Source organism: Acinetobacter sp. UNC436CL71CviS28, assembly GCF_000620525.1.
GTDB lineage: Bacteria > Pseudomonadota > Gammaproteobacteria > Pseudomonadales > Moraxellaceae > Acinetobacter > Acinetobacter radioresistens.
Window position 1 is genome coordinate 1 of record NZ_JIBB01000017.1, and the last position, 15,743, is coordinate 15,743.

The following is a 15,743-nucleotide window of genomic DNA, read 5'->3' on the forward strand; positions in this document are numbered from 1 at the left end:
CTCCTTTCGGAACGTTGTCCCCCACTAATAGGCAGATTCCTAAGCATTACTCACCCGTCCGCCGCTGAATCCAGTAGCAAGCTACCTTCATCCGCTCGACTTGCATGTGTTAAGCCTGCCGCCAGCGTTCAATCTGAGCCATGATCAAACTCTTCAGTTAAAATCATTTGTACCTTATTTATAGACAAGGTACCAATTCTGGCTCATTAATCTTCTGACTAAAAATTTACTCAAATAAACTTCGAGAAATTTCTACCATTCAATCAATGAAAATTATTTCGATCGATCAACCAGTAAAAATCCACACAAGTTGTTCTTCATACTCTCTTAATGATCTTTCTGCTCTTCGTCAGAGACAGAATTAACGCAAATAAGAACCACTACCTTCACCCTTTAGTGAAGATCTTTGTCTTAATCGCGTCGGGATGAGCTCATTATAGGGCAAAAATGAGCTGTGGCAAGCACTTTTAAGCTGCTGTTTTTACAAGTGTTCTAAAAACATACATTTTATTTAACTTTTTATTAGTATAGCTACCCTATAACTTATTAATTTTAAAATAGAAATATAAGTTAAATATTCCCACTTAAATGAGTATTTATTTATCAGTTTTGTTTACTTTTGTTTTTATCTCTAAAATTTTAACTGGTTGAACTGGAACATTTTGGTATGGGCCATTGTTACCTGTCGGTACAGCACCGATTTTATCGACTATTTCCATTCCTTGAGTAACCCGGCCAAATACTGCGTATCCGTCATTCATTATATTTCTATTTAAAAAGTCATTATTAGCAATATTTATAAAAAATTGACTGGTAGCTGAGTTTGGATCATTGGTACGTGCCATTGCTAAAGTACCCCGGGTATTTTTTAAACCATTACCTGCTTCATTACGTATAGGGGCATTTGTAGGTTTCTGTTTCATATGTGCATCAAACCCTCCACCCTGAATCATGAAGCCAGGAATGACCCGATGGAAAATGGTACCATTGTAGAAATTACTCTTTACATAGCTTTCAAAATTTTTAACTGACACAGGCGCTTTATCGTTAAATAATTCTATTTCGATATTACCCAAAGATGTTTTTATTTGCATGGCACTGTTGGCAGCCCATACCGAGATACTCAAAAAACCTGCGCTCATACCCACGATTATCTGTTTTAACATTTATTTACCCACACTATTTTCTAGAGCTTTTAGATTTAGCTATATTAAGCTTTCATAATTTATTAATCAGCAGAAAAGTAATTATTTTGAGTATGTGTTATGACAAGAATAAATCATACTGATCCGCATAACTTACAGTTACCGCCTTGGAACTTGCAAGGAGAAGGCTTTATTTTAAATTACTGGCTTACTCCGCAGTTTCTGAAAAAATTTCGCCATTTTGGTTTGTCCTACTCTTCTACAGGGCGCTTCGTCCAAGTCATATTGGTACGCTATCAGGATACTCCTATACAACCTTATGATGAATTATTGATTCTTGATCATCCTTTAATGACACAACGTATACTTTCTACTATTCCAAAAATTTATGTCTCAACTACAGAGTCTGTAATACACGGCCGTAAGTTATGGGGCATTCCTAAAGAACTGGCACGTTTTGAATGGCGACGACAGCAGAATCAACTCTTTTGCCATATTGCATCTTCTGAACATGAAATGTCTCTGCATATTGGTTTTTCACCTTACTTTAAAAGTGTACCAGTCAACTCTAAATATCTACCTAAACAGTTGATGCAGATTGATCAGTTTGATGGACAACGGCATTACCGTTTCCGTCCTGAATTTAAAGGTTCCTTAAATGTAATATATCAGGCACACTGGAAAAATACTGGCTGCCTGTTTCCGGACTTTTCCCAGGCAATTTTTCTAAAAGGTCTATACGTACCTGCGTTTGACTTAATATTTCCTAAAGCTCAGATCACTTGATATTTTTTGTTTCACGTGGAACCTAAAATACTTCATCTAAATGAGCTTTAGAAATATAAGAAACCTTGATAGCAGTTATGCTGCTTTATTCCAGAATTTACGGAAATCCTTGGCAATTTGAATTGTATATTTTTTGGCTTTTCCAGATACCAAAGTCAGATTAACAAAACCATGAGCCTGGTCTTCAAATTCCTGATAGCGGACCTTTACGCCCTGCTGACGCAGCTTATGGCTATAAATCTTTCCTTCATCGTGTAGAACATCATGCCCGGCAGTTAAAATAAAAGTTGGCGGCAGATGTTTTAACTCACCATAAGTAGGCGAAATCATCGGGTCATCCAATTCGATATGATGACGAATAGCATAAAACTCTGTAACGCGGTCCACGTCATCTTTGGTCAGTACTAATCCTTCATTATAGTTATAAAAAGAAGGGTGACGGCTCTTGAAGTCTACTACCGGGTAAATTAATAACTGCGCAGAAGGTTTATAAGCCTTATTCACTGTACGCTGTGCAACTACTGCACTGATATTGGCACCGGCACTGTCCCCTGCGACTGCAATACGGTTTTTATAAATCTTAAGCTGCTTACGGTTCTGATAGGCCCATGCGAGCGCATCCTCACAGCACTGAATTATCTGTTTTGGACCAACCTCAGGTGCAAGTGGATAATCTATACTGATCACCTGAGTATTGGCATATTTGGCAATCAGACGACAAACTTCATCATGTGTATTCAAGCTACCAATCACAAACCCTCCTCCATGATAAAACATGATTAAAGGTAATTTTTTCTGTGGATCAGGATGATAATGCCGGGCTGTAATCGTGCCACTTTGTAAAGGTAGCCGGATGTCCTCTACATGTTTGATAGGAGTTTTCTTTGCGGTTAGCTCTGCAATCTGTTTTTCAAAGCCTTCTCGATCTTTTAAGGGCTGATCTGTAATTAAACCAAACTTACCCTGCTTATGCTGTATGGCCATTAAACATTTGACCAGAGGGTCGAGCTGCGGATAGATATAGCTATAGCCCAATGCCTTGGCAATTGATTCTTTGGCAAGATCAGGCAATTTATCGAGTGCACGTGCTGCGGGACCTTGAGTTTTTTTTAATAATTGTTGTATTGCCAAGTTAGAAACTGCCATGCCATTTTCTCCTTATTTATTTCTTCATACTTTCTACATGATTAACTGTCATTTGACTATACTGGTATATAAAACAACTAGTGTGTATACAAATCCAACAAGCTGAATACGCTATTCTTATTTCTATAAACTGTCATTGACATTAAGCAATGGTTTTCAGGATGTTTTTTGCCACTGGACGGCAAGAGTAGAAAGGAACAGCAGCATGTTAAATAAATTATTAGGACTTTCGCTTGCAACAGCAGTATTAGCAAGTGGTTGTGCGGTTTATCCGGATGACTATCAATATGATGGCCGTTATGATCAGGACCGGCGTTATGATCGTGATCATCGGTATGACCGAGATCAACGCTATGACCAGCAGCGTTATGATCAGCGTGAATGGGAACGTAAGCGTATGGAGCAGCGTAAAAAGCTGTATGAACAGCGTAGAGAAAATAGTAAAGAATGGAAGAAAGATCACAAGGAATGGGAAAAGCGTCAGCGTGAACGCGAGCGTGAATATCGGAAATGGGATAGAGACTAAATCTCTTTTTCTTACCTCCTCTAGACTAAGCCTGGTTTTAACCGGGCTTTCTTTTATCTTTTACTCTAGCTATAACCTATGCATAGTTTGACATAGCAGTTATTCTTTAAAATAAACTCAAAATTATAGAGCAGACTAAAACTTTAACTGTCTTTTCTATTTATATCATGCCAGATATTTCTACCAAACAAGTCAGCCGTCAGCTTAACAACAATATCTCTATGGTTAACTTAAAATATTAAGCTAAACACCTGGATTACTTTCTTATCTATAATTCTAAATCAACAGTTCATCTTTCTTATTGAGTTTTTATATTTTTATTAATAACGACTGTTTAGACAAAAATAGATAACAGATCTCAGGTCTATTATCTATTTCCAATTGTTTCCTCAACAATTAAACAATCAAGAGATGGCTTCTCTTCATTGTATCCTTTCCTGGAGGATTAGTTCTTACTGTGCTGTAGCATCAGTCATAGCTGCTGGCTGCTCAGCAGGAGCTGCCTGTGCTGCTTCGATTTGTTGAGCTGCAGGATCAGCTTGAGCCGCAACTTCACCTTGTGCGCTAATATCTGTAGACGCTTGAGCACTTACTAATGAAGTGTCAGTCTCAGACTGTACAGCAGACTGGCTTTGTGCAGTTTCAGGATGAGTCATACCATCATTGGTCGCACAGCCTACAGCTGCAAAAGAAACACCTGCCAGCACCAGTGAAATTAAACCTAATTTTTTCATCATTTCCTTCCTTAAAAAAACATCAAATACACAAAGCCTAGACACTGCTTTGCGAAAATCATAATGAACAAAAGCTTTTCATTGTCCTGCATACAATTGGTTGGTGTTTTGAATAAGACAGGTACAGCTTCTGAAATCTTTTATTAAACTGTTACAGAGTAAAATGAATAAGCACATCTTTAGGATTAGCAAATGAGAATTATTTAAATTATTCAGTTTATAAAGATTTTAATTTACATAAAGGATGGAATTTTCATTTTTAATAATAATTCAGCTATACAACTCTTATACACCGTTATAAAAGCTTTACATTGTAATTTAAGAAGATGATTTAAAAATTATACCCATTTTAAGAAAAAATACCTCTATAGCGTCCTGTTATAGGGGGTTTAGCGATTTTATTTTCTGATAATTTTTAGAAAAATGACCTTTTATATATAGAAGAAATAAAAAACCTTATATTTATATGGGTTTCTGCTTGATTTTTTTCATCTAGCCCCGACTTCAACAGTATTAATGAATGAGCAATCATGGCAGTTCAGAAGTAACGCAGTTAGTACTGAGGCCAAATAAGGACTGTACATGTTTAAAAACCCATTTAAACGGAGATCAGCAATGGCGAATGAGCAAAATGAGCAGGCTCAAAACCCTCAAGAAGAGCAATTAGAAGCACATGACCAACAGACTCAGGCTGAAAGCGGTTCAGGGCATTTAGAAACAGATGCTGAAGATTTAAAAGCACAAATTATCAAGCTTGAAGAAAGCCTGAAACTTGAAAAAGCTCGTACGGCGAATGCGATTTATGAGAGTGAAAAAGTAAAAGAGCGTCTTGAGCGTGAAGCTGAGACTGCGAAAAAATTTGCTCTAGAGAAATTTGCGAAAAACCTGCTTGAGACAGTAGATAACCTTGAACGTGCGCTGCAAGCCACTGGTGAAGAACAAACTCCTTTATCGGAAGGTGTAGAACTCACATTAAAAGGGTTACTGACTACGCTTGAAAAAGCGGGCGTGGTAGTTGTAGACACGGCAAATGGTTTTAATGCCGATCTGCATCAGGCGGTGGGTATTGATCCAAATGCCAAGTCTGGTGAAATAGGTACAGTTTTGCAAAAAGGCTATACCCTATCCGGTCGTCTGTTACGGCCTGCAATGGTCATGGTAGGGCAATAAGCCTTCTAAATGCGGGAGTTTTTAAAAATTTTTAGCTAATTTACTTGAAAATTTTTGAAAGACTCTCATATCGGATAACAAACATAAGATTGTAAAAATTACTGAGGAATATGTCAGATGGCTAAAATTATTGGTATTGACTTGGGTACAACCAACTCATGTGTTGCTGTACTTGAAGGCGATAAAGTTAAAGTAATCGAAAATGCGGAAGGCGCACGCACTACCCCATCCATTATTGCCTATAAAGATGGCGAAATTCTGGTTGGTCAAAGCGCGAAACGCCAAGCAGTAACCAACCCGAAAAATACATTATTCGCAATCAAGCGTTTGATCGGTCGTCGTTATGAAGATCAAGCGGTACAGAAAGACATCGGTCTTGTACCTTATAAAATCATCAAAGCAGACAATGGTGATGCTTGGGTTGAAGTTAACGATAAAAAATTGGCACCTCAACAGATCTCTGCTGAAATCTTGAAAAAGATGAAGAAAACTGCAGAAGACTATTTAGGTGAAACCGTAACTGAAGCGGTTATTACTGTGCCTGCTTATTTTAACGATGCACAGCGTCAGGCAACTAAAGATGCGGGTAAAATCGCTGGTCTAGACGTTAAACGTATCATTAACGAACCTACTGCTGCTGCACTTGCGTTCGGTATGGATAAAAAAGAAGGCGACCGTAAAGTTGCAGTTTATGACTTAGGTGGTGGTACTTTTGACGTATCAATCATTGAAATCGCAGACCTTGATGGCGACCAGCAAATCGAAGTGTTATCAACCAATGGTGATACTTTCCTTGGTGGTGAAGACTTTGATAACGCGTTAATTGAATTTCTGGTTGAAGAATTCAAGAAAGAACAAAGTGTGAACTTGAAAAATGATCCACTTGCGTTACAACGTTTGAAAGAAGCTGCTGAAAAAGCAAAAATCGAGCTTTCTTCATCAAATGCAACTGAAATCAATCTTCCATATATCACCGCTGATGCAACTGGTCCTAAACACTTAGTGATCAATGTAACACGTGCGAAACTTGAAGGTTTGGTTGCTGATTTAGTGGCGCGTACCATTGAGCCTTGCCGTATTGCGCTTAAAGATGCTGGGCTTTCAACTTCTGACATCTCTGACGTCATTTTGGTTGGTGGTCAATCTCGTATGCCGCTTGTACAACAAAAAGTACAAGAATTCTTTGGTAAAGAGCCACGTAAAGACGTAAACCCGGATGAAGCAGTTGCAATTGGTGCTGCGATTCAAGGTGCTGTATTGTCTGGTGACAAGAACGACGTACTATTGTTAGATGTAACCCCGTTAACACTGGGTATTGAAACTATGGGCGGCGTGTTGACTCCAATTATCGAGAAAAACACGACGATTCCTGCGAAGAAATCACAAGTGTTCTCTACAGCGGCAGATAACCAGCCTGCAGTAGATATTTCGGTTTACCAAGGTGAACGAAAAATGGCTCAACAAAATAAATTGTTGGGTAACTTCCAGTTAGGCGATATCCCACCTGCTCCACGTGGCGTACCGCAAATTGAAGTGTCATTTGACATTAACGCTGACGGTATCCTGAAAGTTTCTGCAAAAGACAAGAGTACTGGTAAAGAGCAATCGATCCAGATTAAAGCAAACTCAGGTTTGTCTGATGCTGAAATTGAAGCAATGATTAAAGATGCGGAAGCGAATGCGGAAGAAGATCGCAAGTTTGAAGAACTGGCGAAAGCACGTAATGAAGCGGATGCACTGATCTCTTCTGCACAAAAAGCAGTAAAAGATCTGGGCGAGCAAGTAACTGCTGATGAGAAAACTGCCGTTGAAACAGCAGTTTCTGAACTTGAAGCTGCAACTAAAGAAAATGATGTTGACGCTATTAAGGCAAAAACTGAAGCATTACAAAACATCATTATGCCAATCACCCAGCGTGCTTATGAAGCCGCTCAAGGTGCTCAGGGTGGTGCGCAAGGCTTTGATCCGAATGCTTTCCAGGGTGGTGATGCTGGTCAGCAACAAAAAGCTGATGACGGTGTCGTTGATGCTGAATTTACTGAAGTTAAAGATGATAAAAAATAATTTTTCACTTTAACTTTCAAAAAAACCGCGCTCAGGCGCGGTTTTTTCTTGTTTATAGTTTTAGGGTTTTCCGGTAAAAAGCCTTGCAATATTATGTATGGATATTACCCTGTCTAGTTACAGATCATTTTCATGATATGGTTAAGACAGCTAGAGGGGAACAAAGATGGATATTCAGGTGAGTTACTATCATATTCTGATTGAAGCAAATGATCATATCAGCACTATTGAGCAATCGCGTGATATTGAGTTATTTAATATTACAGACTTAAAGCCCTATCTTTATTCAGTACTGCTCCCCTACTTAAATGATTGTGCGATTGAACTTGAAGATGAAAATATTGAATTTAATGATATTTTACATTTCTCTATCAAGCAGACCTTGTTACCTATTGAACAGCTCATTGAAGAAGAACAAAAACTTTTGCCAAGTGATACTGAAATTACCATCACTGCATCTGAAATTTTAAATGACCATGAAGTTTGCCAAGATGTTACCGCCGTTATTATGGACTTGCTAGAGGCGATGATTACACCAGACGAAGATGATGAAATAATTTAAATTATTTTCCGACTTTTATATTCATGAAAAGCAGCGAAATATTTCGCTGCTTTAATTTTAGATTTTACTGCATAATATATTCAGCACGCAGAGCACGCAGAATTTGCTGCCCCGCCCGTCCGGTTGGATTTAATCCTAAACGTTGCTGTTCCTGACGAATGGCCTGCCGGGTTTTATCACCGATCAGTCCATCTACTGCCCCGATGTCATAACCCTTTCTTAATAAAAACTGTTGAATTTCACGCCGCTCCGCACGTGATGTTCCGGCATCATCGGTTGGCCAAGCCGTCAAAAAAGGTCCCTGTCCTTGTAAACGGTCAGACAAATGGGCAATCGCCAACCCATAACTTTCTGCCGCGTTATAACTATAAATTGCATCAAAATTTTTAAATACTAGAAAAGCCGGTCCATTTTCACCTGCCGGCATCATCAAACCTGCTGGTGTAGAACCTGAAAGGTTTCCCTGAACCAGTGCAGTACCATCAGTACGAGTTAATCCGCGATTTACCCAGCTGTTTAAAGCTTTTTTATTACGCCGCCCTTCTCCCTGTGCAGAAAAACCTGAAGGAAGTTTGACTTCAAATCCCCAAGGCATACCGGTTTGCCAGCCGCGTTTTTTTAGAAAGTTTGCTGTAGAAGCCAAGGCATCTATAGTACTTGAGACTAAATCACGCCGGCCATCTCCATCGAAATCGACCGCCAGTTCCTCATAGGTCGAAGGCATAAATTGGGTATGGCCAAAAGCGCCTGCCCATGAACCTTTTAATTGCTCTTCACGTAAATCTCCACGTTGTAAAATTCGCATGGCTGCAAAAAACTCGCCACGAAAATAACTTTGGCGCCGGCCTTCACAGCTTAATGTTCCAAGCGCTTGTAACAAGGGATAACTTCCTGAAATATCACCGAAGTTGCTCTCTACCCCCCATACTGCCACTACTGTTTCGGCTGGTACACCATAAGCTGCCTCAACACGCTTGAGTACCTCTGCATGCTGTGCCAGTTTTGTTCGGCCTGCCTGTACTCGCTCTTCATCCACCAGACCCGACAGATAATCCCAGATTGGTGTAGAAAACTCTGGCTGATAATTTAGCTTGTCGATTACTGAATAATCAGGTGTTAAAGATTGGGTATAACGGTCATAAGTACTTCCGTTTACTCCAGCAGATATAGCCTGTGAACGCAAGTTGCCCAGACATGCCTGAAAATTATTTTGTGGACTATAGGCATTTGAAATAGCAGATGTTGCTGTTACCGAAGTAGAACTCGATTGACCATTAATAATTAATTCAGCATTAACCTGAGACACGCTCAAAAAAGCGGTAGAAAAAATTAGAGCAAAGTGGCGCATAAGATCCTTATCACTTTGAATTTAAATTATTGTTTTTACCATAGCATTCTGAAGTCAAAATGGAAGTTTTGAAACGTAAATTTAAAGTCAAAATTTCCTGTTTTAAATTCATTTTAAATTTAAAAATTTTATCCACAACCCTTCAGCATTTAAATTTATAAAGATAGTTTTAAATTCAAATTAAAAATCCATCTTAAATTAATTTGAATTCAAATAATCTCTTTTAAATTTATAGATAATTATCAATACGAATGCACTGGCTAAAGAATGGTTACGCTCAACAAGATGAATTTTGAATTTATTTTTTTAGTTTTAAATTCAAAATTTATTTTCTAATTTTAAATTTAAAGTTTGTCCACAAGCCAACCGGCATGAAACTTTGAATTCAAACTTAAAATAGAAAATTTAAATTCAATAAAATGAATTCATAAATCTAAATTTAAATATTATTTCCCAATTTCATAAACTCTATATGTGAAGCTACTTTTTTCAGTTGAATATTGAGTTGATAAATTCAGTAACTATTGAAGAATCTGACGCGATTCAGATATTAAATAAAACTTAAAAAATTAAAGATATTCATAGCTAATAAAAAAGAGGCGCAATCATGCCGTAATGACAGCTATAAAAAAAGCGGTCACTAAAATGACCGCTTTTTTTAGCAACAGTTTAAGGTTTAAATGTTCATATCTTGAGTCAAGGCTAATGGCTCTGGCAATATTTTCGCCAGCTGACGGCATAGCTCTGTCAGCTCTGCATGATTAACTGGCATTAAGGTAATATGACCGAGTTTACGCCCCGGCCGTTCTTCCTTGTTATACATATGCAGATGCGCACCATTTAAAGCCAGTACCTGTGCGGCATCAGGATATCGCCCAATAATATTGACCATCACCGTAGGGCGAAGCACTTCTGTAGAACCGAGCGGTAGGCCTGCAACAGCACGTATATGGTTTTCAAACTGTGAACAGACTGCACCTTCAATTGACCAATGCCCCGAGTTATGTACCCTTGGCGCCATTTCATTGGCATACAGACCGGCTTCTGTCACAAATAACTCAAGTGTCAGTACACCTACATAGTTCAGATGATTCAGCAGCCGGGTAATATAATCCTGAGCAACCGGCTGTAACTGCTCACTATTCGGTGCAGGTATAATCGAATGTGACAAAATACCATGATGATGATGATTTTCAGCTAATGGCCAGCTCTTAACTTCACCATTCTGTCCACGTACCGCAATAATTGAAACTTCACGGGAAAATTTTACAAAGCTTTCTGCAATTAAAGATTTGGCCGGACCCAGTTCAGCCCAAGCCTGTTCAATCTGCTCTTGCTCGCGCAGTACAAATTGCCCTTTACCATCATAACCTCCAGTTGCCGTTTTCAGTACAATCGGTAGACCCAACTCGGTTACAGCCTGCTGTAGGCTCGACAAAGAATCTACTGCACGATACGGCGCTACTGGTATATCCAGCTGGTCAAACAGTGCCTTCTCTAGCAGACGGTTCTGAGCAGTAGCCAATGCTTGACGTGGTGGATAAAGCTGTTTGCTCTGCAAGAGAGTATCAACATCCGCGAGAGGCGTATTTTCAAATTCGAGGGAAAATACATCTGCACTTTCAATAAATTTTTCCAGACCCTGCACGTCATGCTCAGAAAAGACCTGACCCAATATTGCTGAAGGGCAGTTATGGTTGGCTTCAAAAAACGTACATTGAATGTTGAGTGGTAAGGCAGCTTGGGCCATCATGCGGCCGAGCTGGCCGCCACCAAAAATACCGATAGTCTTATTCATGATATCGATCCTGTCTTAACCCTGACCTGGAATATTATTACCCGCAACTTTTGCAGTTTGCGCTTCACGGAAGCCTGCTACATTTTTTGCAATTTCGGGACGGGTCAAACCCAGAATCTGGGCGGCCATAATAGCGGCATTGGCAGCACCTGCAGGGCCAATGGCCAAGGTACCGACTGCAATACCTGCCGGCATTTGTACAATAGACAACAGGGAATCTACACCATTTAGAATTGAGGACTTAACCGGAACACCCAGTACAGGTAGATCGGTTTTGGCTGCACACATTCCAGGTAAATGTGCAGCTCCACCAGCTCCTGCAATAATGACCTGAATCCCACGATCGCGAGCTGTTTCAGCGTATTCAAACAGACGGTCTGGAGTACGGTGTGCAGAGACGACTTCAGCTTCAAAAGGGACACCAAGCTGCTTGAGCATATTGGCAGTATGTTCGAGGGTAGCCCAATCCGATTGGGAGCCCATGATAATTCCGACTAGGGGTTGAGCGTCAGTTGCGACCGCATTCATTGCTAATGTTCCAGAGACTAGGTAAAAAGAGATCTCGACCAGAGCCAAGCTTTAAATGAATAAGTAGCCCTCTATTATAGACTGATTTTTGCGCTCACGACCATTTAACCTTATAGCTGCTGGCTGTTTTTTATGATTTTTCAGGAAGCAGCCGAGAAACTTTATTAAAATAGTTAAAAAATTCTTACTGGCTGCGAAAGATAAAATAAACACAGCCTAACAGACATAAACCTGCCCATAAATAGTCCAACTTAAACGGCTGCTTAAACAGAAAAATCATGAAAGGAACAAATACCAGTAAGGTGACTACTTCTTGGGTAATCTTCATTTGGCCCAGGCTCCATCCATACTGGGATAAAAGACGGGTTGCCGGAATCATAAAACTGTATTCAAGCAGTGCAATCAGCCAGCCAAATAAAATAGCCTGCCATAACGGTACACCATGTAAAAATTTTAAATGCCCATACCAGGCCAGAGTCATAAAGCAGTTCGAAATAATCAATAACAGCAAGGGCAGGTACAGGTTTGGATTCATGGGTATTTATACAAGACGGTACAGGAGAGTAAAGACTTTAATCTATTTGAAAAATTCGACAAATATTTTAACCAGATTTTTTATTGTAATAATTTAATAGCGGGGCAACAGTAATCAGATCTGATAAAAAATCCCTGAAAGCCTTATAACGACTACAAGAACAACTATCTTTTCATGAATAGCCTTGCTATCGTTGCTGACAATTTTAATCGATCACGACAACAACACGATAAGATCAAGTGATGTGTCAAAAGTAGTAGAGAGGGTGAGTTATGCATCTGCATATTTTAGGTATTTGCGGCACATTTATGGGATCACTGGCACTTCTGGCACGTGATCTTGGGCATACTGTGACCGGTTCAGACCAGAGTGTCTACCCGCCAATGTCTACCCAGCTTGAGAATGCGGGCATTACCTTAATGCAGGGCTATGATCGCAACCATTTACAGCCACATCCTGATCTGGTCATTGTGGGCAACGCCATGAAGCGTGGAATTGATGCCATTGAATATATGCTAGATGCCGGTCTGCCTTATATTTCGGGACCACAGTTTCTGGCTGATCATGTATTACAGGGTAAACATGTACTCGGTGTCGCGGGTACTCATGGTAAAACCACCACCACCACCATGCTGGCCTGGGTACTGGATCAGGCCGGTTTAAATCCCGGTTTTCTAATTGGTGGTGTGCCCCTTGGGTTTAGCCAGAGCGCACGGCTGGGCGGGGGCAAGTACTTTGTAGTCGAGGCAGATGAATATGATTCAGCTTTCTTCGATAAACGCTCCAAGTTCGTTCATTATCATCCTAAAACAGCAATCCTGAATAACCTCGAATTTGACCATGCCGATATTTTTGATGATCTGGCTGCCATTCAAAAACAGTTTCATCATCTGGTGCGCACCATTCCAAGCACTGGCCGGATTATTGCGCCTATTACTGAAACCCATATTGATGAAGTACTGGAAATGGGCTGCTGGACACCTGTTATACGTACCGGTTTGGATACCGATACCCAAGCCGAACTCTATGCAGAACTAATTCAAGCAGATGGCAGCCATTTTAAGGTGCTGGAGCAGGGTAAGGTTATTGCTGAAGTTCAATGGTCCATGACAGGCCAGCATAGTGTTGCCAATGCTTTGGCTACCATTGCTGCTGCACAGCATGTGGGTGTCAGTATTGTTCAGGCATGTGAAGCACTGTCCAGTTTTGGGGGTGTCAAACGCCGTATGGAACTGCTGGGTACGCTCAGGGGTATCGAAGTTTATGATGACTTTGCACATCATCCCACTGCAATTGAAACGACACTGGATGGTGCCCGTAAACGTCTGGGTGAACGGCGCCTTTGGGCAGTTATTGAACCGCGTTCAAATACTATGCGTATGGGTAGCCATAAAGACGGACTGGCCCACTCGACCCGCCTGGCAGATGAGGTAATCTGGTATCAGCCAGAAGGCCTGGACTGGGATCTGCAACCTGTAGTCGAGGCCGCTCCGAATAAGTCACAGGTGAGCCGTTCTTTGGATGAAATTATCCAGCGTATAGTTCAGGAAGCAGGTGAGGGTGATGCTGTGGTGATTATGTCAAATGGCGGGTTTGGCGGACTGCATCAAAAACTGCTGGCAGCATTACAAAGCTAAACTGAAAGAGCGGGTTAACACCCGCTTTTTTATGACTCTTTACTGTAGTGATGTATCCTGCCTGAGTGCCTTACGCAGAATTTTGCCCACCGTTGATTTAGGCAGTTCATGCAGAAATTCGATATAGCGTGGCTGTTTGTAGCCGGTTAAATTTTCTCGGGCATAAGACTGGATTTCCTCTGCTGTTAAAGACTGTTCTTTTTTGACAATAAAAGCTTTTGGTACTTCCCCAGATTTTTCATCTGCTACCCCAATCACTGCAACTTCCAGCACTTTGGGATGCTGTGATAATACAGCCTCGATTTCATTGGGAAAGACATTAAAACCTGAAACCAGAATCATATCTTTTTTACGGTCAATAATTCGTACATAGCCTTTTGCATCCATGACGCCAATATCGCCACTGCGGAAAAACCCGTCTACTGTCATAACTTTTGCTGTTTCTTCAGGTAGATTCCAGTAACCTTTCATTACTTGCGGTCCCCGTATAGCGATCTCGCCTTTTTCACCTTGTACCACTTCTTGGCCTGTATCATCCAGAATTTTGATTTCTGTTGCCGGGAGTGGAATGCCAATTGAACCACTGAATGTAGTGGATGCTGGAGGGTTAAATGTAGCCACTGGTGATGTTTCAGACAGACCATAGCCTTCACGGATCATGCAGCCGGTAATTCTCTGCCAGGCATCCGCAGTAGATTTGAGTACAGTCATGCCGCCGCCTGTAGTGATGCGCAGCTGGCTATGGTCGAGTGTTTTAAACTCCTGATGATTAATAAGCGCATTGAACAGGGTATTTACTGCTGGAAAAACTGCAGGCTGATATGTTTTAAAACAATGCACCAGATCAGACAGATCGCGCGGATTGGCTACCAGCACCGTGGCATAGCCTTTATTTAATGTACTGTGCAATAAACACACGGTAAAGGCAAAAATATGATACAGCGGAAGGGCACAGATCGTGACTTCATCTGCATAGGCATCCCGGTCACCGAAATAACTGCAAAATACTGCATTATTTTGCAGCAGATTGGCAATAATATTACGATGTGTCAGCTCTGCACCTTTAGAAACTCCAGTCGTTCCACCTGTATATTGCAGTACTACAGTATCCTCTTGATCAAGCTTGGGACGAAGATAGGTCTCCGGTAAAGTTTCAGAGAGAATATCTTTTAAACTGAATATTTGTGCTTCCTGCTGGCTTTCAGGTTTTTCAGCAGGATCAACCAGCAAATCTGGCGCAGCTGTAATCACCACATACTGTATAGCAAGCTGATCTTTGACCTGCTGGTAGACAGGCATAAACTGGTCGAGCAGTACCAGTACAGAGGCACCTGCGTCATGAAGCTGATGCTGTAATTCACGTGCGGTATAAAGTGGATTGATATTGACCAGTATATAACCGGCCCGGATGACAGCCAGTGACACAATCGGATACTGAATGATATTCGGCATCATCACTGCTATGCGGCTACCTTGAGGTAGTTGAAGATGTTGTAAAAAGCTGGCAAATTTACGGCTATATTGCTCAATCTCGTCGAAAGAGAATTTTTTATCTTTAAAAATAAATGCAGTACGCGAGCTAAATTTCTGAAAACTATGTTCCCAGAAATCCAGTAAAGTCACATGTCGTGCAGGTAGTTGAATAGTTGGGGCAATATTCCATTGTTTGTATTCATTTGACCAGACATTCTCTGTCATTGCTCTATCCTTTATTGTGCGCTTTAGATCAAAGCAGTTTTCTATTCAGAATTATTATTTTTAAAT

General features: G+C 40.6%; 14 protein-coding genes and 1 rRNA gene. 6 read left to right on the forward strand and 9 right to left on the reverse strand.

Annotated elements, in window-relative coordinates:
• Both N518_RS0107880 and N518_RS0107885 read right to left on the reverse strand, forming a co-directional pair.
• Positions 1-160: ribosomal RNA gene (locus N518_RS0107880) — 16S ribosomal RNA — on the reverse strand; the annotation flags it as partial.
• A gap of 436 nt (positions 161-596) precedes the next feature.
• Positions 597-1,166: a peptidylprolyl isomerase A gene (locus tag N518_RS0107885; RefSeq protein ID WP_005023877.1), complete on the reverse strand. Its 570-nt coding sequence runs from the start codon at positions 1,164-1,166 to the stop codon at positions 597-599.
• A gap of 99 nt (positions 1,167-1,265) precedes the next feature.
• Between N518_RS0107885 and N518_RS0107890 the strand changes: the two genes are divergently transcribed.
• Positions 1,266-1,931, forward strand: coding sequence for an acetoacetate decarboxylase family protein (locus N518_RS0107890; RefSeq protein WP_005017601.1), 666 nt, complete (start codon positions 1,266-1,268; stop codon positions 1,929-1,931).
• 75 nt (positions 1,932-2,006) lie between these two features.
• Here the strand turns inward: N518_RS0107890 and N518_RS0107895 are convergent, their stop codons facing one another.
• Complete coding sequence (locus N518_RS0107895) at positions 2,007-3,077, reverse strand: alpha/beta hydrolase (protein ID WP_005017599.1); 1,071 nt, start codon at positions 3,075-3,077, stop codon at positions 2,007-2,009.
• Positions 3,078-3,282: 205 nt separating this feature from the next.
• On the opposite strand from N518_RS0107895, the gene N518_RS0107900 reads away from it, so the two are divergent.
• Positions 3,283-3,603, forward strand: a complete 321-nt coding sequence (locus N518_RS0107900; RefSeq protein WP_005017598.1) for a hypothetical protein — start codon at positions 3,283-3,285, stop codon at positions 3,601-3,603.
• Positions 3,604-4,055: 452 nt separating this feature from the next.
• On the opposite strand, the gene N518_RS0107905 is transcribed toward N518_RS0107900, so the two are convergent.
• Positions 4,056-4,340, reverse strand: a complete 285-nt coding sequence (locus tag N518_RS0107905) for a hypothetical protein (protein ID WP_005017595.1) — start codon at positions 4,338-4,340, stop codon at positions 4,056-4,058.
• 612 nt (positions 4,341-4,952) lie between these two features.
• Between N518_RS0107905 and grpE the strand changes: the two genes are divergently transcribed.
• The 3 genes from grpE to N518_RS0107920 all read left to right on the forward strand — a co-directional run bounded on the left by grpE (position 4,953) and on the right by N518_RS0107920 (position 8,133).
• A complete protein-coding gene (gene grpE / locus N518_RS0107910; RefSeq protein ID WP_005023875.1) occupies positions 4,953-5,507 on the forward strand; it encodes a nucleotide exchange factor GrpE in 555 nt (184 codons plus the stop codon).
• A 117-nt stretch (positions 5,508-5,624) separates the two neighbouring features.
• Positions 5,625-7,571 (forward strand): molecular chaperone DnaK, encoded by a 1,947-nt coding sequence (gene dnaK / locus N518_RS0107915; RefSeq protein WP_005023873.1) that lies wholly within the window; start codon positions 5,625-5,627, stop codon positions 7,569-7,571.
• A gap of 166 nt (positions 7,572-7,737) precedes the next feature.
• Complete coding sequence (locus tag N518_RS0107920) at positions 7,738-8,133, forward strand: hypothetical protein (RefSeq protein WP_005023870.1); 396 nt, start codon at positions 7,738-7,740, stop codon at positions 8,131-8,133.
• Between the two features lie 64 nt (positions 8,134-8,197).
• Here the strand turns inward: N518_RS0107920 and N518_RS0107925 are convergent, their stop codons facing one another.
• The 4 genes from N518_RS0107925 to N518_RS0107945 all read right to left on the reverse strand — a co-directional run bounded on the left by N518_RS0107925 (position 8,198) and on the right by N518_RS0107945 (position 12,342).
• Positions 8,198-9,481 (reverse strand): lytic murein transglycosylase, encoded by a 1,284-nt coding sequence (locus tag N518_RS0107925; protein ID WP_005023869.1) that lies wholly within the window; start codon positions 9,479-9,481, stop codon positions 8,198-8,200.
• Positions 9,482-10,157: 676 nt separating this feature from the next.
• Positions 10,158-11,279, reverse strand: a complete 1,122-nt coding sequence (locus N518_RS0107935; RefSeq protein ID WP_005023868.1) for a 5-(carboxyamino)imidazole ribonucleotide synthase — start codon at positions 11,277-11,279, stop codon at positions 10,158-10,160.
• Between the two features lie 15 nt (positions 11,280-11,294).
• A complete protein-coding gene (gene purE / locus N518_RS0107940; protein ID WP_005017582.1) occupies positions 11,295-11,807 on the reverse strand; it encodes a 5-(carboxyamino)imidazole ribonucleotide mutase in 513 nt (170 codons plus the stop codon).
• Between the two features lie 184 nt (positions 11,808-11,991).
• A complete protein-coding gene (locus tag N518_RS0107945) occupies positions 11,992-12,342 on the reverse strand; it encodes a DMT family protein (RefSeq protein WP_016801137.1) in 351 nt (116 codons plus the stop codon).
• A gap of 272 nt (positions 12,343-12,614) precedes the next feature.
• Here N518_RS0107945 and mpl point away from each other — a divergent pair, with 272 nt between their 5' ends.
• Positions 12,615-13,979 (forward strand): UDP-N-acetylmuramate:L-alanyl-gamma-D-glutamyl-meso-diaminopimelate ligase, encoded by a 1,365-nt coding sequence (gene mpl, locus N518_RS0107950; protein WP_026444116.1) that lies wholly within the window; start codon positions 12,615-12,617, stop codon positions 13,977-13,979.
• A 39-nt stretch (positions 13,980-14,018) separates the two neighbouring features.
• Here the strand turns inward: mpl and N518_RS0107955 are convergent, their stop codons facing one another.
• Positions 14,019-15,677: an AMP-binding protein gene (locus tag N518_RS0107955; protein ID WP_026444117.1), complete on the reverse strand. Its 1,659-nt coding sequence runs from the start codon at positions 15,675-15,677 to the stop codon at positions 14,019-14,021.
• Positions 15,678-15,743: the final 66 nt, after the last annotated feature.

Coding starts and splice junctions, on each gene's coding strand:
- N518_RS0107885 (WP_005023877.1), bottom strand. CDS start 1,166: ATGTTAAAACAGATAATCGTGGGTATGAGCGCAGGTTTTTTGAGTATC.
- N518_RS0107890 (WP_005017601.1), top strand. CDS start 1,266: ATGACAAGAATAAATCATACTGATCCGCATAACTTACAGTTACCGCCT.
- N518_RS0107895 (WP_005017599.1), bottom strand. CDS start 3,077: ATGGCAGTTTCTAACTTGGCAATACAACAATTATTAAAAAAAACTCAA.
- N518_RS0107900 (WP_005017598.1), top strand. CDS start 3,283: ATGTTAAATAAATTATTAGGACTTTCGCTTGCAACAGCAGTATTAGCA.
- N518_RS0107905 (WP_005017595.1), bottom strand. CDS start 4,340: ATGATGAAAAAATTAGGTTTAATTTCACTGGTGCTGGCAGGTGTTTCT.
- grpE (WP_005023875.1), top strand. CDS start 4,953: ATGGCGAATGAGCAAAATGAGCAGGCTCAAAACCCTCAAGAAGAGCAA.
- dnaK (WP_005023873.1), top strand. CDS start 5,625: ATGGCTAAAATTATTGGTATTGACTTGGGTACAACCAACTCATGTGTT.
- N518_RS0107920 (WP_005023870.1), top strand. CDS start 7,738: ATGGATATTCAGGTGAGTTACTATCATATTCTGATTGAAGCAAATGAT.
- N518_RS0107925 (WP_005023869.1), bottom strand. CDS start 9,481: ATGCGCCACTTTGCTCTAATTTTTTCTACCGCTTTTTTGAGCGTGTCT.
- N518_RS0107935 (WP_005023868.1), bottom strand. CDS start 11,279: ATGAATAAGACTATCGGTATTTTTGGTGGCGGCCAGCTCGGCCGCATG.
- purE (WP_005017582.1), bottom strand. CDS start 11,807: ATGAATGCGGTCGCAACTGACGCTCAACCCCTAGTCGGAATTATCATG.
- N518_RS0107945 (WP_016801137.1), bottom strand. CDS start 12,342: ATGAATCCAAACCTGTACCTGCCCTTGCTGTTATTGATTATTTCGAAC.
- mpl (WP_026444116.1), top strand. CDS start 12,615: ATGCATCTGCATATTTTAGGTATTTGCGGCACATTTATGGGATCACTG.
- N518_RS0107955 (WP_026444117.1), bottom strand. CDS start 15,677: ATGACAGAGAATGTCTGGTCAAATGAATACAAACAATGGAATATTGCC.